The sequence below is a fragment of the Maricaulis parjimensis genome, assembly GCF_016817355.1.
In the GTDB taxonomy this organism is placed as follows: domain Bacteria; phylum Pseudomonadota; class Alphaproteobacteria; order Caulobacterales; family Maricaulaceae; genus Maricaulis; species Maricaulis parjimensis.
Genome location: NZ_JADOTT010000001.1, coordinates 295,193 through 320,690 on the forward strand (window position 1 = coordinate 295,193; position 25,498 = coordinate 320,690).

30 protein-coding genes and 1 tRNA gene are annotated in these 25,498 nt (G+C 64.3%); 17 read left to right on the forward strand and 14 right to left on the reverse strand.

Going from position 1 to position 25,498, the window contains the following annotated elements:
• Positions 1-46 precede the first annotated feature (46 nt).
• On the reverse strand, positions 47-823 hold the full coding sequence (locus tag I0K07_RS01140) for an SDR family NAD(P)-dependent oxidoreductase (RefSeq protein WP_203290829.1): 777 nt from the start codon (positions 821-823) through the stop codon (positions 47-49).
• Between the two features lie 276 nt (positions 824-1,099).
• Between I0K07_RS01140 and I0K07_RS01145 the strand changes: the two genes are divergently transcribed.
• The 7 genes from I0K07_RS01145 to I0K07_RS01175 all read left to right on the forward strand — a co-directional run bounded on the left by I0K07_RS01145 (position 1,100) and on the right by I0K07_RS01175 (position 6,671).
• On the forward strand, positions 1,100-1,963 hold the full coding sequence (locus I0K07_RS01145) for an isoaspartyl peptidase/L-asparaginase family protein (RefSeq protein ID WP_203290830.1): 864 nt from the start codon (positions 1,100-1,102) through the stop codon (positions 1,961-1,963).
• A gap of 14 nt (positions 1,964-1,977) precedes the next feature.
• A complete protein-coding gene (locus I0K07_RS01150) occupies positions 1,978-2,496 on the forward strand; it encodes a TrmH family RNA methyltransferase (protein WP_203290831.1) in 519 nt (172 codons plus the stop codon).
• Between the two features lie 113 nt (positions 2,497-2,609).
• On the forward strand, positions 2,610-3,125 hold the full coding sequence (locus I0K07_RS01155) for an invasion associated locus B family protein (protein WP_338041004.1): 516 nt from the start codon (positions 2,610-2,612) through the stop codon (positions 3,123-3,125).
• A gap of 95 nt (positions 3,126-3,220) precedes the next feature.
• Complete coding sequence (gene rlmN, locus I0K07_RS01160; protein ID WP_203290832.1) at positions 3,221-4,408, forward strand: dual-specificity RNA methyltransferase RlmN; 1,188 nt, start codon at positions 3,221-3,223, stop codon at positions 4,406-4,408.
• Positions 4,405-4,719, forward strand: a complete 315-nt coding sequence (locus tag I0K07_RS01165) for a putative quinol monooxygenase (RefSeq protein ID WP_203290833.1) — start codon at positions 4,405-4,407, stop codon at positions 4,717-4,719. The genes rlmN and I0K07_RS01165 overlap by 4 nt, the downstream gene beginning before the upstream one ends.
• A 145-nt stretch (positions 4,720-4,864) precedes the next feature.
• A complete protein-coding gene (locus I0K07_RS01170) occupies positions 4,865-5,227 on the forward strand; it encodes a hypothetical protein (protein WP_203290834.1) in 363 nt (120 codons plus the stop codon).
• Positions 5,214-6,671: a methyl-accepting chemotaxis protein gene (locus I0K07_RS01175; protein WP_203290835.1), complete on the forward strand. Its 1,458-nt coding sequence runs from the start codon at positions 5,214-5,216 to the stop codon at positions 6,669-6,671. The genes I0K07_RS01170 and I0K07_RS01175 overlap by 14 nt, the downstream gene beginning before the upstream one ends.
• Positions 6,672-6,673: 2 nt before the next feature.
• On the opposite strand, the gene I0K07_RS01180 is transcribed toward I0K07_RS01175, so the two are convergent.
• Positions 6,674-7,432: a class I SAM-dependent methyltransferase gene (locus tag I0K07_RS01180; protein ID WP_203290836.1), complete on the reverse strand. Its 759-nt coding sequence runs from the start codon at positions 7,430-7,432 to the stop codon at positions 6,674-6,676.
• A gap of 332 nt (positions 7,433-7,764) precedes the next feature.
• Here I0K07_RS01180 and I0K07_RS01185 point away from each other — a divergent pair, with 332 nt between their 5' ends.
• Positions 7,765-8,526: a creatininase family protein gene (locus I0K07_RS01185; protein WP_203290837.1), complete on the forward strand. Its 762-nt coding sequence runs from the start codon at positions 7,765-7,767 to the stop codon at positions 8,524-8,526.
• A gap of 5 nt (positions 8,527-8,531) precedes the next feature.
• Here the strand turns inward: I0K07_RS01185 and I0K07_RS01190 are convergent, their stop codons facing one another.
• The gene (locus I0K07_RS01190; RefSeq protein ID WP_203290838.1) at positions 8,532-8,981 is read right to left on the reverse strand and encodes a host attachment family protein; all 450 of its coding nucleotides are present in this window, start codon (positions 8,979-8,981) and stop codon (positions 8,532-8,534) included.
• Positions 8,982-9,141: 160 nt separating this feature from the next.
• Here I0K07_RS01190 and I0K07_RS01195 point away from each other — a divergent pair, with 160 nt between their 5' ends.
• Positions 9,142-9,645, forward strand: a complete 504-nt coding sequence (locus I0K07_RS01195; RefSeq protein ID WP_203290839.1) for a hypothetical protein — start codon at positions 9,142-9,144, stop codon at positions 9,643-9,645.
• Here the strand turns inward: I0K07_RS01195 and I0K07_RS01200 are convergent.
• The 3 genes from I0K07_RS01200 to tsaD are packed head-to-tail and all read right to left on the reverse strand — an operon-like array spanning position 9,642 to position 12,105.
• Entirely contained in the window at positions 9,642-9,977 is a 336-nt protein-coding gene (locus I0K07_RS01200) for a Rieske (2Fe-2S) protein (protein WP_203290840.1), read from the reverse strand. The two genes, I0K07_RS01195 and I0K07_RS01200, sit on opposite strands and share 4 nt — an antisense overlap.
• A complete protein-coding gene (locus tag I0K07_RS01205; RefSeq protein ID WP_203290841.1) occupies positions 9,974-10,975 on the reverse strand; it encodes an NAD(P)H-dependent glycerol-3-phosphate dehydrogenase in 1,002 nt (333 codons plus the stop codon). Before I0K07_RS01205 ends, I0K07_RS01200 begins: the two co-directional genes overlap by 4 nt.
• Complete coding sequence (gene tsaD / locus I0K07_RS01210) at positions 10,972-12,105, reverse strand: tRNA (adenosine(37)-N6)-threonylcarbamoyltransferase complex transferase subunit TsaD (RefSeq protein WP_203290842.1); 1,134 nt, start codon at positions 12,103-12,105, stop codon at positions 10,972-10,974. Before tsaD ends, I0K07_RS01205 begins: the two co-directional genes overlap by 4 nt.
• 36 nt (positions 12,106-12,141) lie before the next feature.
• Between tsaD and hemC the strand changes: the two genes are divergently transcribed.
• From hemC to I0K07_RS01240, 6 genes are all read left to right on the forward strand, one after another.
• Positions 12,142-13,107 (forward strand): hydroxymethylbilane synthase, encoded by a 966-nt coding sequence (gene hemC, locus I0K07_RS01215; RefSeq protein WP_203290843.1) that lies wholly within the window; start codon positions 12,142-12,144, stop codon positions 13,105-13,107.
• Positions 13,104-13,841 (forward strand): uroporphyrinogen-III synthase, encoded by a 738-nt coding sequence (locus tag I0K07_RS01220; protein ID WP_203290844.1) that lies wholly within the window; start codon positions 13,104-13,106, stop codon positions 13,839-13,841. The genes hemC and I0K07_RS01220 overlap by 4 nt, the downstream gene beginning before the upstream one ends.
• Before the next feature lie 33 nt (positions 13,842-13,874).
• Positions 13,875-15,194, forward strand: coding sequence for a hypothetical protein (locus I0K07_RS01225; protein WP_203290845.1), 1,320 nt, complete (start codon positions 13,875-13,877; stop codon positions 15,192-15,194).
• Positions 15,191-16,660: a heme biosynthesis protein HemY gene (locus tag I0K07_RS01230; RefSeq protein ID WP_203290846.1), complete on the forward strand. Its 1,470-nt coding sequence runs from the start codon at positions 15,191-15,193 to the stop codon at positions 16,658-16,660. The genes I0K07_RS01225 and I0K07_RS01230 overlap by 4 nt, the downstream gene beginning before the upstream one ends.
• Entirely contained in the window at positions 16,657-17,277 is a 621-nt protein-coding gene (gene udk, locus I0K07_RS01235) for a uridine kinase (protein WP_203290847.1), read from the forward strand. Before I0K07_RS01230 ends, udk begins: the two co-directional genes overlap by 4 nt.
• A 99-nt stretch (positions 17,278-17,376) precedes the next feature.
• A tRNA-Thr gene (locus tag I0K07_RS01240) sits at positions 17,377-17,452 on the forward strand.
• A gap of 148 nt (positions 17,453-17,600) precedes the next feature.
• Here the strand turns inward: I0K07_RS01240 and I0K07_RS16010 are convergent.
• From I0K07_RS16010 to I0K07_RS01260, 4 genes are all read right to left on the reverse strand, one after another.
• A complete protein-coding gene (locus I0K07_RS16010) occupies positions 17,601-18,308 on the reverse strand; it encodes a CPBP family glutamic-type intramembrane protease (protein WP_203290848.1) in 708 nt (235 codons plus the stop codon).
• Complete coding sequence (locus I0K07_RS01250; protein ID WP_203290849.1) at positions 18,295-18,795, reverse strand: MarR family winged helix-turn-helix transcriptional regulator; 501 nt, start codon at positions 18,793-18,795, stop codon at positions 18,295-18,297. The genes I0K07_RS16010 and I0K07_RS01250 overlap by 14 nt, the downstream gene beginning before the upstream one ends.
• Before the next feature lie 62 nt (positions 18,796-18,857).
• The gene (locus I0K07_RS01255) at positions 18,858-19,331 is read right to left on the reverse strand and encodes an anthrone oxygenase family protein (RefSeq protein WP_203290850.1); all 474 of its coding nucleotides are present in this window, start codon (positions 19,329-19,331) and stop codon (positions 18,858-18,860) included.
• A gap of 9 nt (positions 19,332-19,340) precedes the next feature.
• Complete coding sequence (locus I0K07_RS01260) at positions 19,341-20,189, reverse strand: SDR family oxidoreductase (protein WP_203290851.1); 849 nt, start codon at positions 20,187-20,189, stop codon at positions 19,341-19,343.
• 100 nt (positions 20,190-20,289) lie between these two features.
• Between I0K07_RS01260 and I0K07_RS01265 the strand changes: the two genes are divergently transcribed.
• Complete coding sequence (locus I0K07_RS01265) at positions 20,290-20,916, forward strand: TetR/AcrR family transcriptional regulator (protein WP_203290852.1); 627 nt, start codon at positions 20,290-20,292, stop codon at positions 20,914-20,916.
• A 67-nt stretch (positions 20,917-20,983) separates the two neighbouring features.
• A complete protein-coding gene (gene yghU, locus I0K07_RS01270) occupies positions 20,984-21,853 on the forward strand; it encodes a glutathione-dependent disulfide-bond oxidoreductase (protein WP_203290853.1) in 870 nt (289 codons plus the stop codon).
• 1 nt (position 21,854) lies between these two features.
• Here yghU and I0K07_RS01275 read toward each other — a convergent pair whose 3' ends face one another.
• The 4 genes from I0K07_RS01275 to I0K07_RS01290 all read right to left on the reverse strand — a co-directional run bounded on the left by I0K07_RS01275 (position 21,855) and on the right by I0K07_RS01290 (position 25,437).
• Positions 21,855-23,807, reverse strand: coding sequence for an LVIVD repeat-containing protein (locus I0K07_RS01275; RefSeq protein ID WP_203290854.1), 1,953 nt, complete (start codon positions 23,805-23,807; stop codon positions 21,855-21,857).
• Positions 23,808-23,829: 22 nt separating this feature from the next.
• Positions 23,830-24,531 (reverse strand): DUF305 domain-containing protein, encoded by a 702-nt coding sequence (locus I0K07_RS01280; RefSeq protein WP_203290855.1) that lies wholly within the window; start codon positions 24,529-24,531, stop codon positions 23,830-23,832.
• 73 nt (positions 24,532-24,604) lie between these two features.
• Positions 24,605-25,084 carry a bacterioferritin gene (gene bfr, locus I0K07_RS01285; protein WP_203290856.1) on the reverse strand — a complete coding sequence of 160 codons (480 nt, stop codon included), beginning with the start codon at positions 25,082-25,084 and terminating at the stop codon, positions 24,605-24,607.
• A gap of 125 nt (positions 25,085-25,209) precedes the next feature.
• A complete protein-coding gene (locus tag I0K07_RS01290) occupies positions 25,210-25,437 on the reverse strand; it encodes a (2Fe-2S)-binding protein (protein ID WP_238934373.1) in 228 nt (75 codons plus the stop codon).
• Positions 25,438-25,498 lie beyond the last annotated feature (61 nt).

Genomic DNA, 25,498 nt, shown 5'->3' on the forward strand with positions numbered 1-25,498 from the left:
GGGGCAATCTGCCCCGGCCTTTCTTGTATCTGCAATGCGGACGCCCTTATTTCGGGGGCATGCGCGCGCCAGCGTCCAGGCGGACGCATTCGGCGTTGATATAGTCGTTGGAGACCATGAAATTGACCAGGTCTGCATACTCTTCCGGCGTGCCGAAGCGCTGCGGGAATTGCAGATGGCTGGCCAGGTTCACTTTCACTTCCGGCGGCATCTGCTTGTAGATCGGCGTCTCGAAGAAGCCCGGCAGGATCGTGTTCACACGAATGCCTTCACGGGCCAGGTCACGGGCCATCGGCAGGGTCATGCCGTAAATGCCACCCTTGGACGAGGCATAGGCCACCTGGCCGATCTGGCCATCCTGGGCCGCCACGGAGGCGGTATTGACGATGACGCCACGGCCGGACGCATCCGGGTCCAGGGTCAGCATGCCGGCGGCGGACAGGGCCGCGCAGTTGAAGCTGCCGATCAGATTGACGTTCACGACCAGGGCAAACTTGTCCAGCTGGTGCATGACGATGTCGCCGGACGAAGAGCGGCGGGCGGTCTTCTCGGCCCAGCCAATGCCGGCGCAATTGACCAGGACGCGTTCCTGGCCGTGGGCGGCACGGGCAATCTCGAAACCGGCTTTCACGCTTTCCGGATCCGCGACATTGACCTTGGCAAAAACACCGCCGAGCTCGGCGGCGACAGCCTGGCCGCGCTCTTCATTCATGTCGAAAATGGCGACTTTGGCACCCTCGGCGGCCAGACGGCGGGCTGTGCCTTCGCCGAGACCGGATGCACCGCCGGTGACGACGGCCGCTACGGAATTGTCGATTTTCATGTGACTTCCCCTTTATCGATTATGCCAAGCGACATAGCCCGTCGGCGCGGAAAAGAAAACGCGCCGCCTGTGTGCGGCGGCGCGAAAGAGGAGGGAAAAGCCGATCCCCTGCAAAGGGCACCAACCCGGAAACAGTACCCCTATAAAACTTGTGGTCGGATGTGACCTTTCCGCACAGGGCATTCCCTGACCGATGGGATTGGGAGTTCTAAGCCCTTTGCCGGGGTGATAGAGCTGGGCCCGGACTTTCACCCATTGAAGCCAAGGGGACCCCTCATGGGCCAGACCTATGCCCTTCTTCTGCACGGCGGCGCCGGCGTGCTGGCCGATCGCAGCTATGATCCGGAACGCGCCCATATGCGCGAACTGGCCGAGACCGGCAAAGCCATGCTGACCCGCGGCGACAGCGCGCTGGATGTGGTGACGGAAATTGTCCGTCAGCTCGAAGCCTCCGGTCTCTACGTGGCGGGCAAGGGTGCCTCTCCCAATCAGGCCGGCCGCTATGAGCTCGATGCCGCCATCATGGACGGGTCCAGCAAGAAAGCCGGAGCCGTGGCCGCCCTCACCGGTTTCATCAGCCCGATCAAGGCAGCACGCTGTGTCATGGAGGAGACCCCGCACGTCATGCTGGCCGGCCGCGGGGCCGAGCGTTTTGCCGGCATGCATGAGCTAGAACGCGTGATCAGCGTGAATGACTATTACACGCCGGCCGCCGCACCCGACAGCCGCGCCATTGCCACCGGAACGGTGGGCTGCGTCGCCCTGGATCTGTCCGGACGCCTGGCCGCGGCCACATCCACCGGCGGCACGCTGAACAAGCTGGAAGGCCGGATCGGCGACAGTCCGATCATCGGCGCCGGCTGCTGGAGTGACGGCCATGTGGCCGTTTCCTGCACGGGTCAGGGCGAATACTTCCTGCGCCAGGGTACGGCCAAGGATATCTCCGCGCGGATGAAATATGCCGGCGAAAGCCTGGAAGAGGCCGCACGAAACGCGATCAGCGATGTCGGTGCACTTGGCGGGGAAGGCGGCGTGATTGCGGTGGACGCGCAGGGCAATCTGGCCCAACCGTTCAATTCACCCGGTATGAAACGCGCGGCCGTTCATGCCGATGGCACCATCACGGTTGACGTGGACTAGGCGGAGAAACGGGCATGCGGGGATATTTCGGCGTCGGGGCGGAAGGCATTTCCAAACCCATGAATCTGGGTGCCATCCTGCGCACCGCCCACGCCTTCCAGGCCAGTTTCGCCTTCACCGTGGACGCGCATCACCGGGTCCGTGATGTCTACCAGGCTGACACCGCCAAATCCGTGGAACATGTGCCCTATTACCAGTGGGATTCCATTGGCGAGATGGTGCTGCCGGACAAGTGCCAACTGGTCGGGATCGAACTGACCGACGAGGCGATTGATCTGCCGACCTTCCGCCATCCGCTCTGCGCCGCCTATGTCTTCGGCCGTGAGCGCGGCTCGCTGACCGAGGCGATGCAGGCCAAGTGCAGCCATATCGTGAAGATCCCGACCAAGTTCTGCGTCAATGTCTCGGTCGCCTGCGCCATCACGCTCTATGACCGCGCCCTCAGCCTCGGCGGTTTCGCGGAACGCCCGCTCATGCCTGGTGGGCCTGCGATGGACACCTCCCCGGACAAGAAATTCGGCCAGCACCGCTGACGCCGAATTCACAGGCTGTCGGGCGGAAATTAGGACGGACTTAACCCTCGCCATCTTACCGCCATGGAGTGCGCACACTGTGTTCCCGCTGCCAGCTGAGGATTGATCCACCCGTGTCCGTGAAAGCCTGCCTGTCCGCCCTCTGCCTTGCCATCGCCCTGCCGATGTCCGCGCCTGCCTTTGCGCAGGACGAGCCCCAATTCCGCGGCGAATATAATGACTGGCGCGTCTTCACCCGCCCGTCCGATGCCGGCCTGATCTGCTACGCCCTGTCACGCCCTTCCGACAGCGCGCCGCGCGCCCATGAGCACGGCACGGTCTATTTCATCGTCGCCTCCTGGCAATCCGGTGCCGTCAACGAACAGCCCAATCTCCTGGTCGGCTATGATCTGCGCCCCACCAGCCCGCCGGAAGTTCGCGTCGGCTCCAGCCAATTCGACATGTTCACCGATGGCCAGGAAGCCTTCCTGGACGATCTGTCCGACGAGCCGGACCTGATCCGCGCCATGCGCCGCGGCTCGGTCATGCGGGTCACCGCAACCACCGTCGCCGGCGTCGCGACCTCCTATGAATTCTCGCTCTCCGGCGTCACCGCCGCGCTGCAGCGGGTCGAGGCGCTTTGCGGCTAGGCTGGCCGCCAGCATCCGCTCACGGATATTCGCGCAAGACCGTCATGCGTCGCGCCCCCTCGCGGAGCGCGCGCTTTTCCATTATAGGACGCGCCATGACCGCCCAGACCGCTTCCTCGTCCGCGCATTCGCTGGACCTGTCCTTTGACCGCCGCGCTTCGCAGCCGGCCGGTCCCCTGTCGCTTGCCGGCCTCACCCGTCCGCAATTGCGGGACGCGCTGATCGCCCATGCCGGGGTGGATGAGAAGAAGGCCAAGATGCGGGCCGACCAGCTCTGGCGCTGGATCTATCATTATGGCGTCACCTCGTTTGACGAGATGACCAATGTCTCCAAGGACCTTCGCGCCGTTCTGGCCCGCGAATTCGTACTGGACCGTCCGAAAATCGTGGAACGCCTGGTCTCCGTCGACGGTACCCGCAAATACCTGATCCAGCTGGCCCCGGGCGTGGAATGCGAAACCGTCTTCATTCCGGACGTAGCCCGCTCCGGCGCGCTGTGCGTATCCAGCCAGGTTGGCTGCACGCTGAACTGCACCTTCTGCCATACCGGCACCCAGGCTCTGGTCCGCAATCTGACCGCTGCCGAGATCGCCGCCCAGGTGATGATCGCGCGCGATGATCTGGAGGAATGGCCGACCTCGAACGAGAACCGGAAGATCACCAATATCGTCTTCATGGGCATGGGTGAGCCGCTCTACAATCTCGACCATGTCTCCGACGCGATCGACATCATTTCCGATGGCGACGGCATGGCGATCGGCCGCCGCCGCACCACGGTCTCGACCTCCGGTGTCGTGCCGAAGATCCAGGAACTGGGTGAACGCACCGGCACCATGCTGGCCATCTCCCTGCACGCGACCAATGATGATCTGCGCAATGAACTGGTCCCGCTGAACAAGAAATACCCGCTGGCCCAGCTGATGGACGCGATCCGTTCCTATCCGGGTCTGGGTAATTCCAAGCGCGTCACCTTCGAATACGTCATGCTGAAAGGCGTGAATGACAGTCTCGCCGAGGCCCGCGCCCTGGTGAAACTGCTCAAGGGCGTGCCCGCCAAGATCAATCTCATCCCGTTCAACCCGTGGCCGAACAGCCCGTATGAATGCTCCGACTGGGATCAGATCGAGTCTTTCGCCGATGTGGTGAACCGGGCTGGCTATGCCTCCCCGATCCGCACCCCGCGCGGCCGCGACATCTTCGCCGCCTGCGGCCAGCTTCGTTCCGAGAGCGAGAAAGTCCGCGCCAGCGTCCTGCGCAAGCAGCGTCTGGAAGGCGGGGAATGACCTCAGCCGTTCTCTATCGCTGGCGCCTGAAACCCGGCCGGGAGGCCGAGTTCCGCGATGCCTGGGCGGAAGGCACGCGCCGGATCCATGAAGACTGCGGCTCCCATGGCGCCTCCCTGCATGTGGACGAGGAGGGTATCCACTGGTCCTACGCGCTCTGGCCCTCCGAAGAGGCGCGACAGGCCTGCTTCAAGGATAATGACTGGTTTTCGCAAGACTGCTTCAAGACAATGCAGGATTGTATTGAAGAGCGCTTTGAAGAAGTCCGGCTGAGCGTCACAAATGCCGAACTGCGACCGCCTCGCGATTAGTACGCGCCGGGCAAGTCGAGATCGCGAACACCACTTCTAATTCATCAGTAATATTTAATAACCTGTGGATGCTTTGCGCAACTGAATAAGCCCTCATTAACCTTACGGGCTCACCTTGTCCGTCTTGAATCTTGGGCAGGGTTTTATGATCAAGGCTGTGAACCTTCTTCCGGTGGCGCTGATTGCCACGCTCACCATCGCGACGCCGCTTCTGGCCGCGACCGAGCCCGTGCGTTCGCCGGAAGTCGCCGTGATCTTCCCCCCCGGCTGGGATGGCGCCGACGTCATGCGCGCCGCTGCATCTGCCGATGCCGGCGTGGTTCGCTTCGGAGCCTGGGACAATATCCTCATCGCGCAAAGCGATGATGAGGCCGTTCTGTCCCGCCTTCGCCAGGCTGGTGCCTGGTTCTTCCTGCCCCCTGGAGCCTTGGGCGGGTGCCTGACACGCCCCTCCGACCTCTCCACCCCCAACACCTCAATCGGGACGTCCGCTCATGACCAGTCTTGAATCCTTCCGCCTGCGCGCCCAAGGCGTGGCCATGATCGTCGTCGGCGTTCTGGCTGTTGCCGCTCTCGTCACCACAGCCATCGTCAATATGGACCGGATCATCGGAGTCGCGGTGATTGCGCTCGCCGTCGCAGGCCTGGCAGCCGCGCAGTGGAAGCTGCAACCCAATACGGTCGTCTCACGATCCACTACCGGTGCCGCCCTGGTCGCCTTTCCGGCCCTCTTTGTCTACGCGATGAGTGGTTCGGGCTGGCAGATTGACATGCACATGATGTTCTTCGCCGCCCTGTCGATCGGCGCCATCATGCTGGACTGGCGCGTCATCCTGACCGCCTCCGCCGTCACCGCTGTGCACCACCTCTCCCTCAACTTCCTTCTGCCCTGGGCCGTCTTCCCCGATGGTGCCAGCTTTGGCCGCGTTGTCTTCCACGCTGTGATCGTTGTCGGTCAGGCCGCCGCCCTGTGCTGGATGGCCTATCATTCCGCCAAGGCCCTGAAAGATGCCGACAAAGGCGCCGAGGAAGCTCGCGTGGCGTCGCAGTCCGCCGTTGAAAGCTCCAAGGCCGCTGAACAGGCCCGCCAGACGGCCGAAGACCAGCGCAAGGCCACGCTGGAACTTGCGGCCTCTTTCGAAGCGGGTCTCGCCCAGATTGCCCTCGGCATTTCCGGCGCCTCTTCTCAGGTCGACAGCCTCGCCGGCCAGCTGGCCGAAGATGCCCAGACCACGCGTTCCAGCGCCCTGTCGGCCAGTGAGCAGGTCCGCCACACCCAGAACGATGTCCAGTCGGTGGCGGCCGCGGCCCAGGAATTGTCCGCTTCCATCGCGGAAGTCGCCCGCATTCTCGACAGCTCCGCTGACGTCTCCGACCGCGCCGCCGCGGAAGCGGAAGGCGCCGGCCGGTCCGTTGACGCCCTGGAAAATGCGGCCAAGGAAATCGAAGCCATCATGAAACTGGTGGCCGACGTGGCCGAACAGACCAATCTTCTGGCCCTCAACGCCACGATCGAGGCGGCCCGCGCCGGTGAAGCCGGCAAGGGTTTCGCGGTGGTTGCCTCCGAAGTGAAAGCCCTGGCCGAACAGACCTCCAACGCGTCCAGCGAGATCGCGTCGAAGATCGAGACCATGCGCGGCGCATCCGGTGGTGCCGCCAGCGCTCTGGGCCGGATCTCGGAAATCGTGTCCGAACTGCGCGTTTCCACCGAGAGTGCCCAGTCGGCCTTCTCGCAGCAGAATGCCGCCACGCAGGAAATCGCCCGCCTCGCAGAGACGGCCTCTGCGGCCTCGTCGAGCGTGACCGGCGGCATGGATGATGTTGCCAATGCGGCCAACCGCACCAATGACGCGGCCGCCGAAGCCACCCGCGCCTCCGGCGAGCTCAACGTCGCAGCCCAGGGGCTGGACGCCGAACTCAACCGGTTCAAGCAGGCACTGAGCGCCGCCTAGGCCTACATGTCCGGCTTGCGGAAACGATAGACAAAGCGGTCCGTGTGACGACGGATCGCCGGGTCAAAGACCGAGATGTCGCGGGGATCTTCCGGATTGGAGAGCATGTCGCTTTCCGCATCCAGGACGAAACCCGCGGCCAACACTTCCTCTTCAACCAGGCTGGCCTCCATCCGGTGCAGCGTGTCGCCCATTTCGGCGCCCGTGCCTTCCGGAGCGTGGTGATCGATCACGATGTACACGCCACCGGGACGCAGCGCATCGTAAACAGCCTGGTTCATCGCCGCCCGGTCCGTGCCGTCATACAGCGTGTCATGGTAGAACAGCACCATGAAGACGGCATCCAGCGGCTCCTCGATATCGGTGGCGAATTCCTCGGTCGGTGTGACCACATGGGTCATGTTGGCCCGTTCCGCCGTCAGCGCTGCCAGCGCTTCATTGGGCTCCGGAAAGCGTTCCGCCACCCAGCTTGGATTATGGGCATAGACATGCCCTTCTGCGCCCACCGCCGTTGACAGCACGCGGGAGTAATAACCCGTTCCCGCCGTCAGGTCGGCGACATGCCAGCCATGTTCCAGGCCCGCAAAAAGCAGGACATCGGCCGGATGCCGGCCCTCATCCTGCTGCCGGTCCCGTTCGGGACGGCTCTCATCCGCCAGCGCATCTTCTATCATTGCGGGCATGTCGTCCTGCAGCCGCATGGCCATGGCCATCGGCGCTGCCAGGAACAGGGCCGATACGGCCACCAATACGCGTTTCATATTCCCCTCCAATTGTCCGCCGGAAAGCCCGTTTCCGTGCCGCGACAGCATGCGCGCGCGCCCCGCTCGCGCCCAAATCAACAAGGCGTGACACGTGTGACGGCGGCGTAACGGAATTTACGGTTACGAAGGGGTTTCCTGCGAGGGTGCAGCGATAAGGCCACAACAATCCGCGGCCAATGGGGGTTTCATGCAATTCATCCTGGCCTTTGCCGCCATCCTCTCCGCCGCAGCCGCCTTTCTCTATCGCCGCGAAAGCCGCCGCGACTGACCCTTGCTTCCGGGCTGTGGCAGGAGTTAGCTCCCTGTCCTGAAGTCATGGGGAGAGCGCCATGCTCCTGCACCACGCAGCCTGGCCGGAAGTCGAGGCCTATCTCAAGCATTGCAAGGGGATCATTATCCCCATCGGCTCCACCGAACAGCACGGCCCGAACGGGCTCGTCGGCACGGATGCGATCTGCCCGGAAGTCATCGCAGCCGAAGCCGGCGCAGACAGCGGTTTCCTCGTCGGCCCGACCTTCAATGTCGGCATCGCCCAGCACCATCTGGGCTTTCCCGGCTCTATGACGCTGCGGCCCTCGACCATGATCGCGGCCCTCAATGACTGGATCGAGAGCCTCACCCGGCACGGCATCGACCGGATCTATTTCCTCAATGGCCATGGCGGCAATATCGCCACCATCCAGGCCGCCTTCGCGGAATTCTACGCCAATTTCTCGCTCGATGCCGCGCCCTGCCCGGTCCAGCTGAAATCACGCAATTGGTGGGAATTGCCCGGCGTGATGGATCTGGCGCGCGAACTTTTTCCGGTCGGGGAAGGTCAGCATGCCACGGCGTCAGAAGTGTCCGTGACCTATTACGCCCACCCCTCCGCCATCAAATCCGTGGCGATGTCGCCAAAGATCGCACCGGTGGGCGGGTTCACTGACGCGGCAGACTATCGCCGCAACTTCCCCGATGGCCGGATCGGCTCTGATCCGTCCCAGGCCACGCCGGAAAAGGGCGAGCGTCTGGTGAGCACGGCCAAGCGCGCTCTCATCGGTGAACTCACCCAATTCTTCGGCGCCCCGCCACGCAGGGCCGCGGCCGAATAAGTGGATCAGGCCGTCAGGGCCGCCACGACCTGGGCGTCGATGCGGTCCATCGGCTGGTTCACCACATCGACCGGCTGTTCCAGCAGAAGGGCCTTCAGGGCGTCGGAATAGTGCGAACGCGCCTCGCCGAGGACCTTGGCCGGTGCCAGGACCAGCACACGATCAAAATCGCCATTGTCCGCACTGGCATTCAGCAAGTGCATGACCCGTTCGACAAAACGGGATTTGGCCAGCGTGTGCAGATCGGTATCGCCCACAGCAGAGCGGCCGCCAGCCGGATCGGAAAGCCGTCCGGCCCGGTCAGCTGACTGGTCCCGGTCTGCCGGGTTGTCATCCTCGAAACGCTCCAGGAGTTTGAGATTGGGCTGATCGTCAAAGCCTTCATTGCGCCAGATCAGGGCCTTGGCTCCGTCCAGTGCGGCAACCCAGGTCACGGCGTCGATCGATGGTTTCATGATCTGCTCCTTCAGCTATTGCCTCCAGAATACACCTAAATCGCCTGGGGTTTATTTTCCAAATTGTCGCGCTCGCCGGGCGACACAAAACATTCATTTCACCGGCCGTTTCGGTCTAGGTATACGCCAGACACTTCTGCCAGCTTCGGGGGAATTCGAAATGAAAACCTGGATCGCTCTGTCCGGCCTGACCGCTCTGGCCCTGATCGCCGCCTGCTCGGCACCTGAGCCGGCCGATACCGAGGTCAGCGAAACCGGGGCCGGCTCCGTTTTCAGCGAAGACAATCTGGCGTCGTCGGAGGCCTGTTTCGCCGATGCGCCCTCCACCCTGCTGGAGCCGGGTCAGACCCTGATCGAGCGCGGCCCGTCCGGCATTGTCCGCGTCTCCCACAATCTGGACGCTGCGCCGGCCGACTATGAATTCGCGATCATTTCCCTCAGCGAACCGCAGCGCCGCATCATCGACGATGCCGGTGCGAACTTCTTCCGTGCGGCCGGCGATGCCCATGATTACGCCACCGACGAGGTGATCTATCACCGCTCGCGCGATGGCACTTTCTGCGCCGTGGTGCGGGATGAGGCTGTGGGATCGGCGCTGGCCGAAGCTGCGGCGACGGTCCAGGCGGATATCGACGCCACCCCGCCGGCCAGCCAGGACGACTAGGCCGCGCGGACCTCACCCTTTTCCACACTGAGCGGAATGGGCGTCAGCCGGTCACCGGCTGCCGGTCCGCCCGTGCACTGTCCGCCTTCAAGTTCGAAACTGGCACCATGCACCGGGCAGACCAGGGTCTCGCCCTTGTACAACAGGCCGCGCCCATCCGGCAGGGTCAGCGGCAGGGCCGCGTGCGGACACAGATTGCTCCAGCCGGTGACACTGCCACCCCGTCGGACCAGAAGTACGGCACCGCCTTCCCAGGCCGCTGCGCGGGCACCCGGGTCCGGCAAATCATCGAGCTTGGCCAGAAGGGTTCCGGCGGGCGGTTTCGGCCTCATTTCGCTTCAAGCGTGAAGGGACGGGCAAGCAGGGATTCAATCGCCGCTGCGACACTGATACGCCCGGCCAGGATATCATCCACCGCCTGGCAGATCGGCATGTCGACCCCATGCTGCTTGGCCAGCGCCACCACGGCCGGCGCACTGGCCACACCCTCGGTCACGGCTTTCCGGCTGGACAATATGTCCTGCAGGCTGGTGCCCTGACCCAGGGCGAGACCGCAGGACATGTTGCGCGATTGCGGAGAGGAGCAGGTCAGGACGAGATCGCCCAGACCGCACAGCCCGGCCAGCGTCTCCCGCTTCCCGCCCAGCGCCACCGCCAGCCGGGTCATCTCGGCAAAACCGCGCGCTATCAAAGCGGCATGGGCCGACTTGCCCAGCTCGCGGCCTTCGGAAATCCCGCAGGCAATCGCCAGGACATTCTTCACGGCACCGCCGATTTCGGCGCCCACGAGATCGGTGGCCAGATAGGGCCGGAACCGGCTCGTCCCCAGCGCCTCGATGAGGGCATTGCCGACCGTTTCATTCGAGCAGGCCAACGTGACGGCCGTCGGCAGACCCTGTGCCGTATCGATTGCAAAGCTTGGCCCCGACAGCACGGCCGGCAGGGCGCGCGGGATGGTCTCGTGCAGCACATCCGTCATCAGGCTGAGCGAGGATTGCTCAATCCCCTTGGCGCACAGCACGATGGGCAGCTTGTCCCGGGCATAGGGCAGGAAGCCCTCCAGGACCCGCCGGAGATGCTGGGCCGGCGCCACCGCCAGGATCGCATCGCAGGCATCCAGGTCCGAAATGGCCGTGACCGCCTCGACCGCTTCGGACAAGGCGACACCCGGCAGATAGACCGTGTTCTCGTGCTTCGTATTGATCGCCTCGGCCACATCCGGCTCGAAGGACCAGAGGGTCACATCGCGGCCGGCCTGTGCGGCCGTCTGGGCCAGGGCCGTGCCCCAGGCACCGGCACCAATCACACCGATATGCTGGAAATCCGTCACGCCTTGGGTCCTTTCCGTCCGGATCCGATTGCCGGATCAAGCTTGGCCGAAACCGCGTCCAAAGGCCAGCGCGCCCGGGCCGGCGCATCCAGCTCATCCGTCTGGCCGCGAAGCAGGTTTTCCAGTCCCGCCAGGGCGATCATGGCAGCATTGTCGGTGCACCATTTCATCGGCGGAGCGATCAGGGTGAAGCCCGCCGCCTGGGCTGCGTCTTCCAGTGCGGCCCGCACCGTCTTGTTCGCGGCCACACCACCGGCCACCACCAGCGGCCGCGGCAGGGCCACGTCCGGATAATCCCCGGCGAACTGGTCCATCGCCCGCTTGGTCCGGCTGGCCAGGGCTCGCGCAATCGCCGCCTGGACCGAGGCCGCCAGGTCTGCCCTGTCCTGCCCGCTTGGCTGGTCCAGCCCGTCCCAGATCTGGCGCGCCGCCGTCTTCAGGCCGGCAAAGGAAAAATCGCAACCCGGCTTGCCCTTCAGCGGCACAGGCAGGTCGAAACGGGCCGCATCGCCTTCAGCCGCGCATTTTTCCAGCGCCGGTCCGCCGGGGAAGCCCAGCCCCAAAACCTTGGCCGTCTTGTCAAAGGCTTCGCCCGCCGCATCATCCAGCGTCGAGCCCAGGCGGCGATAGCGTCCCACCGCTTCGGCGACCAGCAATTGGGTATGCCCGCCGGAGACGAGCAGCAGCAGATAGGGAAAATCCAGCCGTTCACTCAGGCGCGGCGACAGGGCATGGCCTTCCAGATGGTTCACCGCGATCAGCGGCTTGCCCGCCCCCAAAGCCAGTCCCTTGGCGGTCATCAGCGCGGCCATCACGCCGCCGATCAGGCCCGGTCCGGATGTGGCGGCAATCCCGTCCAGCTCCGCCAGACTCAGCCCGGCTTCCTTCAAGGCCGCAGCCGCCAGCCCGTCCATCGCCTCGGCATGGGCCCGCGCCGCAATCTCCGGCACGACGCCTCCGAAAGGCGCATGCGCTTCGGTCTGGCCCAGGACGAGGTCCGCGAGAACCTCGATCCGGCCATCGCCATGCCGGCGCAGAATGGCGGCCGCGCTCTCATCGCAGCTGGATTCCAGTCCCAGCACGGTGAGTTCATCGGCTTGCGTCGAAGAGGAAGGGGGGGCTAAGTCCATGGCAGACCGATAGCCCCTCGACCAGGATCCTGCAACGTGAAGCCGCCGTCCTCACCCCAGCCGATCGCCACACGCCGCTCTCCGCTCGCCCTCTGGCAGGCCCGGGAGGTGCAAGCCCGACTGGCTGCAGCCTGTGGCCTGTCCGGCCCGGACGCCGAAACGGCCTTCCCCATTCTCGGCCTCGTCTCCACCGGTGACCGCATCCAGGACCGCACGCTGCTGGAAGCCGGCGGCAAGGGCCTCTTCACCAAGGAGATCGACGAGGCCCAGCTGTCCGGTGACGCCGTCTATGCCGTCCACTCCATGAAGGATGTCCCGACCGAATTGCCTGACGGCCTGACCCTCGGCGCCATTCTGGAGCGTGAGGATCCGCGCGACATGCTGCTGGCCCGTGGCGGTGAAGCCCGCCTCGCCGATCTGCCGGAAGGCGTGGTCGTCGGCACGGCCAGCCTGCGCCGCCAGGCCCAGCTCCTGCACGTCCGGCCGGACATCAAAGTCGTGCCCCTGCGCGGCAATGTCGCCACCCGCTTGGGCAAGCTGGAAAGCGGCGAGGTCTATGCCACCTTCCTCGCCCGAGCCGGGCTGAAACGCCTGGAACGTCCGGAAGCCGAGCGCGATCCCTTGCCCATGACCGACATGCTGCCGGCCGTGGCCCAGGGCGCGATCGGCGTGGCGGCCCGGCTCGATGATGCCGATGCCCGGGAGCGTCTGCAGGCCCTGGAACACCGGCCCACGCGCCTGGCGGTCACGGCGGAGCGTGGATTCCTGAAAGCGCTGGACGGGTCTTGCCGGACCCCGATTGCGGCCCATCTTAATAATGAATCAATGGATTTCACGGGCGAAGTCCTCACACCTGATGGCTCGACACGATGGCAGAAATCCGGTCGCATTGACCTGGCCTCCGTCTCGATCAAACAGGCTGGGGATGCCGGTTTCCGGCTCGGTCGCTTGATCCGGGATGAGGCTGGCGAACGGCTCGAACAGATTCTGGGAGTGGCATGACTGTATTGGTGACCCGAGGCTGGCCTGGTGCCGAGCGAACCGCAGCCGGTCTGCGGCAGATGGGCATCGATCCGATCATCTCGCCCGTTCTCGACATCAATTTCCGCGCCCGCATCGATGCCGATCTCACTGATGTCCAAGCCCTGGTCTTCACCAGCGCCAATGGCGTGCGGGCTTGGGGTCCGCGCCGCGAGGAACGTGACCTCACCGTCTTCGCGGTCGGCGACAGCACGGCAGAGACGGCCAGCAAGATCGGTTTCAAGAAAGTCCATTCCGCCGCTGGCAACAGCGCCGACCTCGTCGAGCTGATCAAGCGCAAGGCGCGTCCGGACAAGGGTGAACTCCTGCACATTCGCGGCATCCACGTCTCCGGCGACCTGTCCTCCGCCCTGCGGCCGGACGGCTATACCGTGCGTGACGCGATCGGCTATGGCGCCATCCCGGTGGATACGCTCAGCGAGGAAGCCATTGCCGCGATTGTGTCCGGCACGCCGGTCTCCGTCCTGGTCCACTCGCCGCGCAGCGCCAAGACCTTCCTGGACCTGCTCAAAAAGTTCGGCCTTCACCACTGGCTGGGCACGGTGAGTGTGTACGGAATTTCCGAAAAATGCCTCGAGCCGCTCAAAGGGGCCGGCTTCGGTGCCCTCATTCCGGCAGCCGCTCCCACCGAGGACGCCCTGCTGGCGCTGCTGGATGAAAGTTCGGAACTGGCGCGGGCGGGCAACGCGTCCTAAGCTGGCTGAAATCCGCGCGAATCATGGGCCAAAATGGCTGACCCGAACGACACTCTCGACCCCGAACCCGTCGATGCCGAGTTCGAGCCGGCAGGCGACACCTCGCCTGCGCCCGCTCCGCGCCGGCGCGGCCCCGGATGGACATCCCTCTTCCTGGTTTTCCTGCTCTCCTCTGCCGCCGGCGGAGCGCTGGGCTATGCCGGTCATGCCTATCTGGGAAACACGGCCACACCCGCTGATACCGGCGCGGATGCGCGTGAAGCCCTGGCCGAAGACCTCACCGCGCTGACCGCGCGTCTGGAGACGCTGGAAAACAGTGATCCGGCCACCCCCGTCGATGACGAGGCCCGGGCCCGGATCGAGGCCCTGATCACGCGCCTGTCCGCCCTGGAAGCCCGCCCGGCCGCAGGCGGTGGCGAGCCGGTGGACCTGTCCGCCATCGAGGCCCGCCTTGCCGCGCTGGAATCCGCTCCGGCCAGCAGCGCACCGGCCGAGACCCTTGATCTCGGCCCGCTGGAAGACCGCATCGCGCAGCTGGAATCCGGCCAGTCCGACACGCAAGCTCTTGCCAGCCAGGCGCTGGATACTGCGCAGACCGCCTCCCAATCCGGCGTCGACCCGCAAATCCTGCAAAACCTAACCCAGCGCATCGCCGATCTTGAGGCGGCCGGGGATACGGGCGCCACGCAGATCGAGGACCCGGCCCCGCGCCTGGACGCCCTGGAATCCGAACTCGCCCGGCTGGAAGGCCAGATCGCCCAGGCTCGCGCCCTCGCCGAAACTGCCCAGTCCAGCGCCACCGATGCCGCCTCCGCAGCCCAGTCCGCCGCCGACCGCCCGGACACGGGCACGGCAGACCGCCAGCTGGCCGCCCGCGCCCTGGCGCTTACGGCGCTGCGGGAAATCGCCCAGACCGGCGAAAGCTTCGAGGCCGAACGCGCGGCCCTCGCCCGTCTGTGGCGGGACAATGCAGACCTGGACGCCCTGGCCAGCGTCGCCCGCGCCGGCGTTCCCACCCATGACCAGCTGGAAGCCAGCTATCCCGGAGCCGCGATCCGCGAGGCCGCCGGCCCCGGCCGCGTTTTCTTCGGCTTGATTGCCGTGCGCCAGACAGACGGCACCTCCGACAGTACCGGCCCCATGGCCATCACCGCCCTCGCCGAAACCCGTCTCGCCGAAGAGGATCTGGACAGCGCCATCACCCTGACCGAACAACTCTCCGGGCCGTCGCTCGAAAGCGCGCGCGACTGGCTGATCTCGGCCCGCGCCCGCCAGGATGTGGACCGCCGCCTGCTCTCCCTGCGTCAGGCACTCGCTGATGAAGCCGCCGCGCGCGGAGAGGATCCGTCATGATCCGTCTGATCCTTGCTGTCCTCTTTGCCATCCTGACCGCCGTGCTGGGCGCTTTCCTCGCGCTCAATCCCGGCACCGCCGCCTTTGAATTCCTGGGCTGGCAGATGGAAATGCCCTTCGTCGTCGCGGCCGGCGGTACGATCCTGTTCGCCTTCCTCTTCCTGGTTCTGTGGTGGGGCATCTATCTGCTCTGGACCTCGCCGGACAAGGTGAAGTCCTTCTTCAAGCGCCGCCGCCGCGAGCAGGGCTATGACGCGCTGGAACGCGCCCTCATTGCTTCGGCTGCCGGGGATGGCGAGGCCGCGGTCCGCCAAGCCGCCCGCGCCGATGCCCTGTTGGAACGCCCTGCGCTGTCCCGCCTGCTCGCCGCCCGCGCCGCCGAAGCCGCCGGGAACTGGGATGGCGCGGAAGCCCATTACGAAGCCCTGCTGGAAGACCAGCGCACCCGGGTCGTCGCCCGCCGCGGCCTCGCCCAGCTGGCGCATGACCGGGGCGACCACTCCGCCACCCAGACCCATGCCGCCGATGCCTTCCAGCAGGCCAAGGGTGCCCGCTGGGCTTTCGATGCCCTGTTCGACAGCCAGGTCGCCCAGGGCCGTTGGGAAGAAGCCGTCGCAACCCTCAATGAGGGCGAAAAGCGCAAACATGTCGGCCCTGACATTGCCCGCCGCCGCCGCGCCGTCCTGCTGACCGCGGCCGCACTGGAATGCGAGCAGAGCGACGCCGAAAAGGCGCGCGAATGGGCCGCCAGCGCCCATCGCAATGCGCCGGGCTTTGCGCCGGCCGCGGCCCTAGCCGCACGCCTCCTGGCGGATGGCCGCCGCCACAAGCGGGCTGCAGAGGTTCTGGAGGCCGCCTGGGCCGCCAATCCGCACCCGGCTCTCGCCCACGCGTATCGCGAATTGCGCAAATCCGACACCAAGACCAAACGGCTGGAACGCCTGCGGGCCCTGGCTGCGCTCAATCCGGATCACCGGGAGAGCCAGCTGATCAATATCCAGGTCGCGCTGGAGGATGGCGATGCCCGCTTGGCCCGTGAAGCGCTTGACCCGCTGCTCAAGGCCGGTGACGCGCCCTCCTCGCGCCTCTGCGCGCTCGCGGCCCGTCTGGCCCGGCTGGAGGGCAAGGATGAAGATGCCCGCCGCTGGATGACCAAGGCCTCCCATGCCGCACCGGAAGCCGATTGGTCGGACATCGACCCGGAAGGCCGCCTCTTCGCCTACACGGCGGATGACTGGAAGCGGATGGTCTATGCCTATGGCGATGAGAACAAGCTGACCCATCCGCGCTATGAGCGCTTCGAACGCTATGCCGAGGCGGTGCCGGAAACCGCCCTGCTGGAAGCCCCGCGCCCGCGCCGGGTCGCCGCATCCCGCGCCGCCGCCACATTCGCGGATGATGCTCCGCGCATGCCCGACGATCCCGGTGTCTCCGACGGGGATGATGAGGACGGCGCTGCGGCATGACCTCGAATGTGACGCTGCTCGGCATTGTCGGAGGCTCGGCTTCCGGCAAGACCTGTCTGGCCGAGGAGATCGCCCGCCAGCACGCCGGTTCGGGCACCTATGTCCTGTCCGAGGATGATTATTATGTCGATGCCGGCAATATGCCGGGCTTTGATCCCAAGCGGTTCAATTTCGACGAACCGGCCTCCAAGGATCATGATCTCCTCCTCGCCCATCTGGAGGCGCTGAAATCCGGTCAGCCGATCGAGGCACCGCTCTATGATTTCACCACGCATTGCCGGCGGGAAGAGACGCAGTTTCTTACCCCGGCGCCGCTTGTGGTGATCGAAGGCCTCCACCTTCTCTCCAGCACCGCGATTTCCCACGTTCTGGACCTTTCCGTCTTTGTCGATGCGGACCGGGATGTCCGCTTCCAGCGCCGTCTCACCCGCGATGTTGCCGAACGCGGCCGCCAGCCGGACTTCGTCAAACACCAGTTTGAAACCCTGGTGGATCCGATGCATGTCGCCCATGTCGAACCGCAGAAAGTCCAGGCCGACCTCATCATCGAGAATATGGGCGCGCCCGACTTCACACAGCTCGCAGAACCGGTTCTCGCCCGCCTGAAAGACCAGTGATTTTCCTGCTGCAGCGGGGCTTGCCCGCTCCGCATTTCGCGGGTAGGTTCCGCCGCCTCTCGCCGGTGCTTGTGCACAGGCGGGACGCCTGAATGGCAAGCCGCTTTAGCTCAGCTGGTAGAGCAACGCATTCGTAATGCGTAGGTCGCGTGTTCGAGTCACGCAAGCGGCACCATTTCTCCCCTTGTTCCCGCTCCGCTCGACCCGTGCCTGTCGCCGCTTTCGGCGTTGGGGTCGATGCTCGCATGGAACGCGCTCAAGGCTGGGGCGCTCGAGCCAGGTGCGAAGACCCGGTCGATTGCCCCAAACCCATACAAAACAGTTCAGCCCGGCTCCGTGACGCCGATTGAGTCGAGATAGCGCACGCTCATCGACAACGTGCCGGTCGACGCGTGGGCGATGATCAAGGGCCAGAGATTGCGCTTGAAGGCCCAGAACATCAGGCCGAAGCCCAGCCCCATCAGACCCGTCGCCAAGGCACCGCCCACGCCCTGGTAATACATGTGACGCACGCCGAAGAAGGCGGATTGCAGAACAATGGCCAGGGGCATGCGCCAGCCCTCGCGCCCGCCCATCACTTCGGTCAGCTTCATAATGGTGAAACCGCGATAGATCATCTCCTCGAAAAACCCGCCATGGATGATCGCGATGCCGATCCACAAGGCCAGGAAGCCCGGTGAATTGGCGATATCGGCAAACCGGTCCTCCAGGCTGGGCGCAATGGGAAGGATCGGGTTCAGCCAGGTCTTGTAGGCCACCGACACACCGATCATCACCGACAGCATCAACAGGACCTGGGGCAGAAGCAGGAGTTTGCTCTTCCAGCCGGGCGGGAGTTTCAACCCATAGTCCGACCAGCGCTTTCCACGCCGGCGGATAAGCCAGCTCGCCAGCAGGACCGCACTCAGCAGCGAAATGGGGCCGGCGAACTTCCAGGCGAAATTCATCATCACGGCCTTCACAAGGACAGCCGTGCCCAGGACCAGGATCAGGTCCATCACAGCGGCAAGCTTGGGGTTAGTCTTGAACACGATTGATACGCTCCAGCAGGGGGGTTTTTGTGAGGGCGGCACGCGCGCGGATGGCCAGCTCGAGCAGATCCGCACCGAGCTCGGAAAAAAGTTCGGCATAGGCCTGGTCGAGCTGGCGCATGACGGTTTGAAGTTTTTCAACCTCCGCGCCAGCCTTGTCCGTGGGTTGAAGGATTGAGCGGGTCCGGTCTTCCGGATCCCGCGCCTGTGACACCAAGCCCGCCTCAACGAGCTTCTTGACCCGGTAGGTTGCCAATTGGTGGGACAGACCCAGCTCATCCGCGAGGGCCGCAACGCTCAGGCCGGGGCGGTGGGCGATCAGGGAGAACACCGAGCCCAGCCGGCTGTCCAGCTCCATGCCCGCGGCGTTCAGGACATCCTGGCCCTGCTCCGCCAGGACATCATGGAATTGTGCGATCCGGCGGGCCAGGAAGGGCCGGCCGACCTGGCCGACATAATCGCCGGACGTGGTGTGTTTCTCGGTCATGATCCCCAAATACAAAATTTTGTATTTGGGGACAAGCCGGCCAGGATTACGATGTGGACAGGCTAGGCGGCCAGGCGCACAGCCAGGGTCAGGAACAGGGCTGTCAGCGCGCAGGCCGCGGTCCTCACATGGTTCCAGAACGTCCAGCCGGTCAGATAGGCGGTCCAATAATCGCTGGGTGCTGACAGTCGCTCCAGGCGCTTGTTCATCGGGACATTGCCCAGCCCGGTCACAAGGAACGCGCCCACCGTATAGACACCGGCTGCCAGCTGGATGAAGTGGCGCGGCGCGCCCTCCAGGAAAACCTGTGCCAGCCCGGCCAGGGCGAGAAGCCCTGGCACAAGGAGTAGGAAGACAGTCAGGGTGACAGACTTCAGCACTGTGCGGTTCAGGCCCTGCATCGCCTGCATGCCTGAAACAGGTCCAGCCAGGCGAAAACCGCGCATCAGAAAATCCGAGAAAGCCAGCAGGGCACCGGCCACGAGGGTGGCCAACAGGCTGCTGGCCGTCGCAAGGTTCAGGATCAGATCCGCCATCATCCCCTCCTAGGCCGCCGTGGGTTGAAGACGTTTGGCGGCGGTCTCCCGCGCATAGTCCCGGAAGTCCCGAGGAGCCCGGCCCAGCGCCCGCTGCACGCCGTCGCCCAGATAGGCATTGCGTCCGTCCAGCACGGTGCCGAACAGATAGTCGAGCAATTGCACCATCTCGTCCGGCAGGCCGGAATTGCGCAGGCCGTCCACAAAGACCTCGCGCGGCAGATCGATGAAATTGAGCGGTTCGCCCCGCGCTTCGGCCAGTTCTCCGGCAACCTCGCGCAGTGTGATCAGACGCGGGCCGGTCACATCATAGAGCTCGCCATCATGCCCGGCCTCGGTCAGAGCGGCCACCACGACATCGGCGATATCATCGGCATCGACAAAGGGTTCCGGCATGTCGCCATGGGTCAGGGCCAGCTCGCCGGCTTCCACCATCGGGGCAAACTCGCCCTCGCAGAAATTCTGGTTGAACCAAGCCGCCCGGACCAGTGTCCATTCCAGACCGCTGCCCCGGATGATCTGCTCGCAAGCCTCCGCATCGGGTTCGCCGCGGCCGGACAGCAGAACGGCGCGCGTCACACCGGCTGCGCGGGCTTCGCGCACCAGGCGCCGGATCGCCGGTTGCGCCTGGGGCATCGACAGATCCGGGGAGTAGGTGATGTAGACTTGGCTGACCCCATCCAGAGTAGCCGCCCAGCCCGATGGATCGTCCCAGTCAAATGCCGGCTGGGTCGAGCGCGACACGCCCCGGACCGGCAGACCCCGGGCTTCCAGTTTTTGAACAACCCGGCGCCCTGTCTTGCCGGAAGCGCCGATGACCAGGGTGAGGCCGGTATGCGTGTGAGACACGGTTTTCATGAGGGATCTCCTTTCGATCTCGAACTTGACACGGTGTAAACTTTACACGGCGTCAATATCGGTGACTTGACACCGTGTCAAGCGCATTCGAAAAAGGGGCATGCCCCGCTCCCAGAACGACTCCACCCGCACGACCATTCTCAAAGCCTGCCGCCAACTTCTGGAGGCCGGAAGCGGACAGCCTGTCCGCATGAGTGATGTGGCCAAGGCCGCCGGCGTCAGCCGGCAGGCGGTCTATCTCCATTTTCCAAAACGGGCCGACCTGCTGATCGAGACGGCGCGACACATTGATGACGCGTCCGATGTCGACACCCGTCTTGCCCCCAGCCGCAATGCGTCATCCGGCGTGGAGCGCCTGGACCGCTATATCGAGGCCTGGGGGAATTACATTCCGGTCGTGATACCCACCGCCCGCGCCCTCATCGCCATGAGCGAAACCGATGAGGATGCCCGCACCACCTGGGCCAACCGGATGGCCGCCATGCGCGAAGGCTGCGCCGCCGCCGTGAAAGCCCTGGAGGCTGACGGAAACCTGTCGCCCGCCCTGTCTGCGGAACGCGCCACGGATTTGCTCTGGACCCTGTTGTCAGTCGGGCATTGGGAGGATCTCGTGGAACGCTGTGGCTGGTCACAGAGTGACTATGTCGACAGCCTCAAACAGCTGGCCCGCGCAGCGCTTCTGGCACCGGCCGCACAGGCCCGCCAACCCCGCATCACCGCTCTGTGATCAAAGGCCGGACTTGCACAAGTGCCGGCCGCCCTTACATCTCGCCCCAAGCCAAGAGGGATGCACCATGAGTGACACGACCGGATACACACCGCCCAAAGTCTGGACCTGGGACACCGAAAGCGGTGGACGCTTTGCCAGCATCAACCGGCCGATCGCCGGGGCTACCCATGAAAAGGAACTGCCGGTCGGAGACCATCCCTTCCAGCTTTATTCCCTGGCCACACCGAACGGGGTGAAGGTCACGGTCATGTTCGAGGAATTGCTCGAACTGGGCATCTCCGACGCCGAGTATGATGCCTGGACGATCAATATCTCCGAAGGCGAACAATTCTCCTCCGGCTTCGTGGCCATCAATCCCAATTCGAAAATCCCGGCCCTGCTCGACCGCTCCGGCGACACGCCGGTCCGCGTCTTCGAGTCCGGCTCCATCCTCGTCCACCTGGCCGAAAAGTTCGGACACTTCCTGCCCAAGGACCCGGCGGCCCGCACGGAGGCCTTCAACTGGTTGTTCTGGCAAATGGGGTCCGCACCCTTCCTGGGCGGCGGGTTCGGCCATTTCTACGCCTATGCGCCGGAGAAGTTCGAATACCCGATCAATCGCTATGCGATGGAAGTGAAGCGCCAGCTCGACGTGCTCGACAAGCATCTGGCCGAGAACCATTTCCTGGCGGGCGAGGAATACTCCATCGCCGACATGGCGGTCTGGTCCTGGTATGGCGCGCTGGTGCGCGGCCTGCTCTATGAAGCCGGTGAATTCCTGTCTGTCAGCGAATACACCCATGTCGTCCGCTGGGCCGACGAGATCGCCCAGCGCCCCGCCGTCAAACGCGGCATTCGCGTCAACAAGGTCTGGGGTGAGGAATCCACCCAGATGCGCGAACGCCATTCCGCCGACGACTTCAAGACGCCGGCGGAAACAGCATCGGCAGACTGAGCTAACCCAGCGAGACCAGCAGATCGCCGAGCGCCTGCATGCGTTCGGCGTCTGCCCCCTCGGCGTCGGCTGCAAGCGCCTGGAAATGCGTGCCCATCATGACCAGATCGGCCATGTCGGCCTCACCCTCTGACCAGGCATTGAGCAGGTCGCGCGCCTGGCCCAGGCGGTCCGCGGCCAGAGCCTCGGTCCGGGTCAGCTGGTCCAGATAGGCCAGCGCGACCACCGGCTCGGCCGGCCAGTCGAAATGCAGCTGGGTCTGGGTATTGGCTTCATCAAAACGGATCAGGTTCGCCGCGGCGATCTCGTTCTCGGTCAGGTGACCGTTCGGCACGAGTTCCAGCACGTCCAGACCGCGGACGATTTCCGGTGCCCATATATAACCATTGTGCCAATAGGCCGCCCAATAGCCGGCCAGATAGAGCGTGTCCGCATCCACCGGACCGCGGTCGAAGAAGGCAATCTCGACAATATTGTCCGGATCGGTGAAATCGGTCACCGACAGGCCACCGGAATACCAGCCCTGCACCATGATATCGCGGCCGGGAACCGGGATCAGCGTACCATTATGGGCGACACAGTTTTCGACACCGGTCTGTTCCGGCGGAATCTTGAAGAAGCCGCGGCGTTCCAGAGCGCCATCCTCGCCGATCGTGGCGACGATATTGGCACCCCAGTTCTCCGGATCATCTTCCTGGCAGCGCGGCATGATGCCCCCGCCCCATTCATCCGTGAACAGGACGGCATCCGCCTCATTGGTAAAGGTGGCGGAGTGCCAATAGGCCATGTTTGGATCGAACAGGTCGGAAATCCGCTGCGGGTTCACCGGATCGGAAATGTCCAGGAGAATCCCGTTCCCGCCGCAAGCCCCGGCCGCCAGATTCATCTCCGGATAGACGGTGATGTCATGGCAGGCCACGGTCGGTGCCGCGCTCTGGGCACCTTCCTCTGCGGCACCGCCCGCCCACAGACCGGCAATTTCGCCGGTTTCCATGTCCGCGAAAATATGCGGCCGGTTCACGACCCTGGCCGTCTCCGGCGCGTCCAGCGGCACTTCGATAATGTCGATGGAATAGAGCGCCGTGTCCGGATTCTCGTCCGGCTCACCGCCCGTACAACCCGCCAGTTCGCTTTCCGGACGCACACCATTCGTGCCCTGGACATAGACATAGACCAGGTTCGGATCACTGGGATGCGGCACCAGCGTGTGGGTGTGGGAGCCGCGGCAGGTCTGCACCGCAGCGATCTGGACCGGGGCCGCCACATCAGAGATGTCAAAAATGCGGACACCCAGGAAGCGCTCTGCGCTGCTGTCTTCCTCGACACCATCAACCCCGCAATCGAGACGGCCGCGTCCCTGCTCCACCGAGTGGAAGACCAGGTTTCCGTGCACGGAGACATCGCCCTGACCGCCCGGACAGACGACCGAGACCAGAACTTCCGGCGCCGCCGGCTCGGAGGCGTCGAAAATGTTGAAACCGTGGAAATTGCCCATGATCACCCGGTCACCGGAGAAGGCGAGATCGGTATTGGCAAAATGCATCGGCCGGATTTGCAGACCGGTATCCTCGGCGTCGTCCTCGCTGTCCGCTTCGGCGGTCTCGACGGGCTCATCGGCGACGGTGTCTTCGCCGGCCGTTTCTTCGGCATCCCCGCCCTCTTCCTCGTCCTCTTCGGCATCCTCTTCAGGCGGGTTCAGCCAGGCATCCGGCACGAAGAACATCGTGTCTTCGGCGAAGAAGCCGGGCGGCGGCGGCACATTGGCGACCAGATTGACGTTCCAGGAGACGCTTTCCGCGTCAAACACGCCCGCCGCGAGACCGGCGCGGCTGGGCGCGTCCGTCGTCTCTGGCAGGGTATAGGCCGTTGTGTCCTCGCCGGACGGTGCAGAACAGGCGGCCATGGTCAGCGCGAGGAGGCTGACCCCGGCCAGATGGGTGAGTGCGAGTTTCATGATATCCCCCCGGAAATGGCCCCTAGAGACCGGCTAGAATGGAGCGCATGCGCGCGATTTCGGATGATTGGTCGGCCATGACATCGGTCAGGAATTGCGACAATTCCGGATCCTCGCCATTGCCGGGCGTGGCCAGCAAGTCTTCAACCATGCCGATGGCGCCTTGATGGTGATGGATCATGCCGGTCAGGAAGAGCCGGTCGAACGCCTCGCCTTCGGCCATGGACAATTCAACCATCTGGGCCGGCGACAACATGCCTTCCATCAGCGGTACATCAGACGGCGCATTGGCAGGATGGCCATGACCGCCTGCCTGCGCGTGCGCCATTTGCGTATGGACATTGTGTCCAGGCATCATGGTGTGATCCATGACCATCTCGGTGGACTCGCCCCGGCTTTCCAGCCAGCGGCGCATCATGGCGATCTCATCGCTCTGGGACCGCGAAATCCGGTCACCCACCAGGGCGATGGTGCGATTATCGGTCCGCTCGGCGATCAGCGCGACCATGTCCACGGCCTGACCGTGGTGCACGATCATGTGCTGCATGAAAGCGGCATCATCGGCGGTGTGATGGCTCGCCGCGAGCGCGGTCGATGCCTCCGGTGTCAGGGTCCGGGAGGGCTGCCCCGGCGCGCCGGGCTGCACGATGGGCGGCTGGGCCAGAACCGTGCCGGCGGTCAGGGCAAAAAGCGGAACAACGCTGAGAAGGGTTCGGCGCAACATGGGCGGGGTCCGGTGAAACGAAAGGATTTCACCAGACTAGACACAAGCCGCTCACATTGCCAATCGGTAAGGACTAGTCCTCGCCCACCGCCATCTGGGACTGCATATAGCGTTCCTCGCCGATCTTCTCGATCAGGCTCAGCTGCGTCTCCAGATAATCGGTATGCTCTTCCTCGCTCTCGAGGATGTCGGTCAGGAGTTTGCGCGAGACATAGTCCTTGACCTCTTCGCAATAGGCGATGGCCTCGACATAGAAGGGATGCGCCCGGTTCTCGATCTTCAGATCACACTCCAGGCATTCCTTGAGCGTTTCACCGATATAGATCTTGGCCAGGTCCTGGACATTGGGCAGGCCCTCCAGGAAGAGAATGCGCTCGATCAGAAGATCGGCATGCTTCATCTCGTCGATGGATTCCTCGTACTCGACCTTTGCGATCTTGCCGAGACCCCAGTCCTTGAACATGCGCGCATGCAGGAAATACTGGTTCACCGCCGCCAGTTCGAGCTTCAGGGCCTGGTTGAGATACTCAATGACCTTGGCATCACCCTTCATGACGGCATTTCCTTTTTCTGTGTCGAACAGCCGCCACTCTACGCAAAAGCGCAGGCAGTCCAACTGCTATCTTTGCAAGTGAAAATGGGAGGCTTTCGCGACTGGGAGCGCCACGCAGGACGGGATTATTCCGCCGCCTGGGCCAGATCGTCCGGACCAATACGGCTGGAGGCGATCATGTCCGCCACGTCCGGCAGGCAGCGGCCGCATTGCGGCTTGGACGAACAGCGCTTGAACACACAGGACACGCCCTTCACCGCCGGGTCGGCGGCAGCGGCCTGAAGTTCCTTGTCGCGCAGCGCGTTGCAGATGCAGACATACATGGGCGGGACGCCATCCTTGGTGATGGCCAAATCTTTCCCGCAAATGCGAATGACTGTCAACAACATAAATCATGCAAAACGGGGCCGAAGC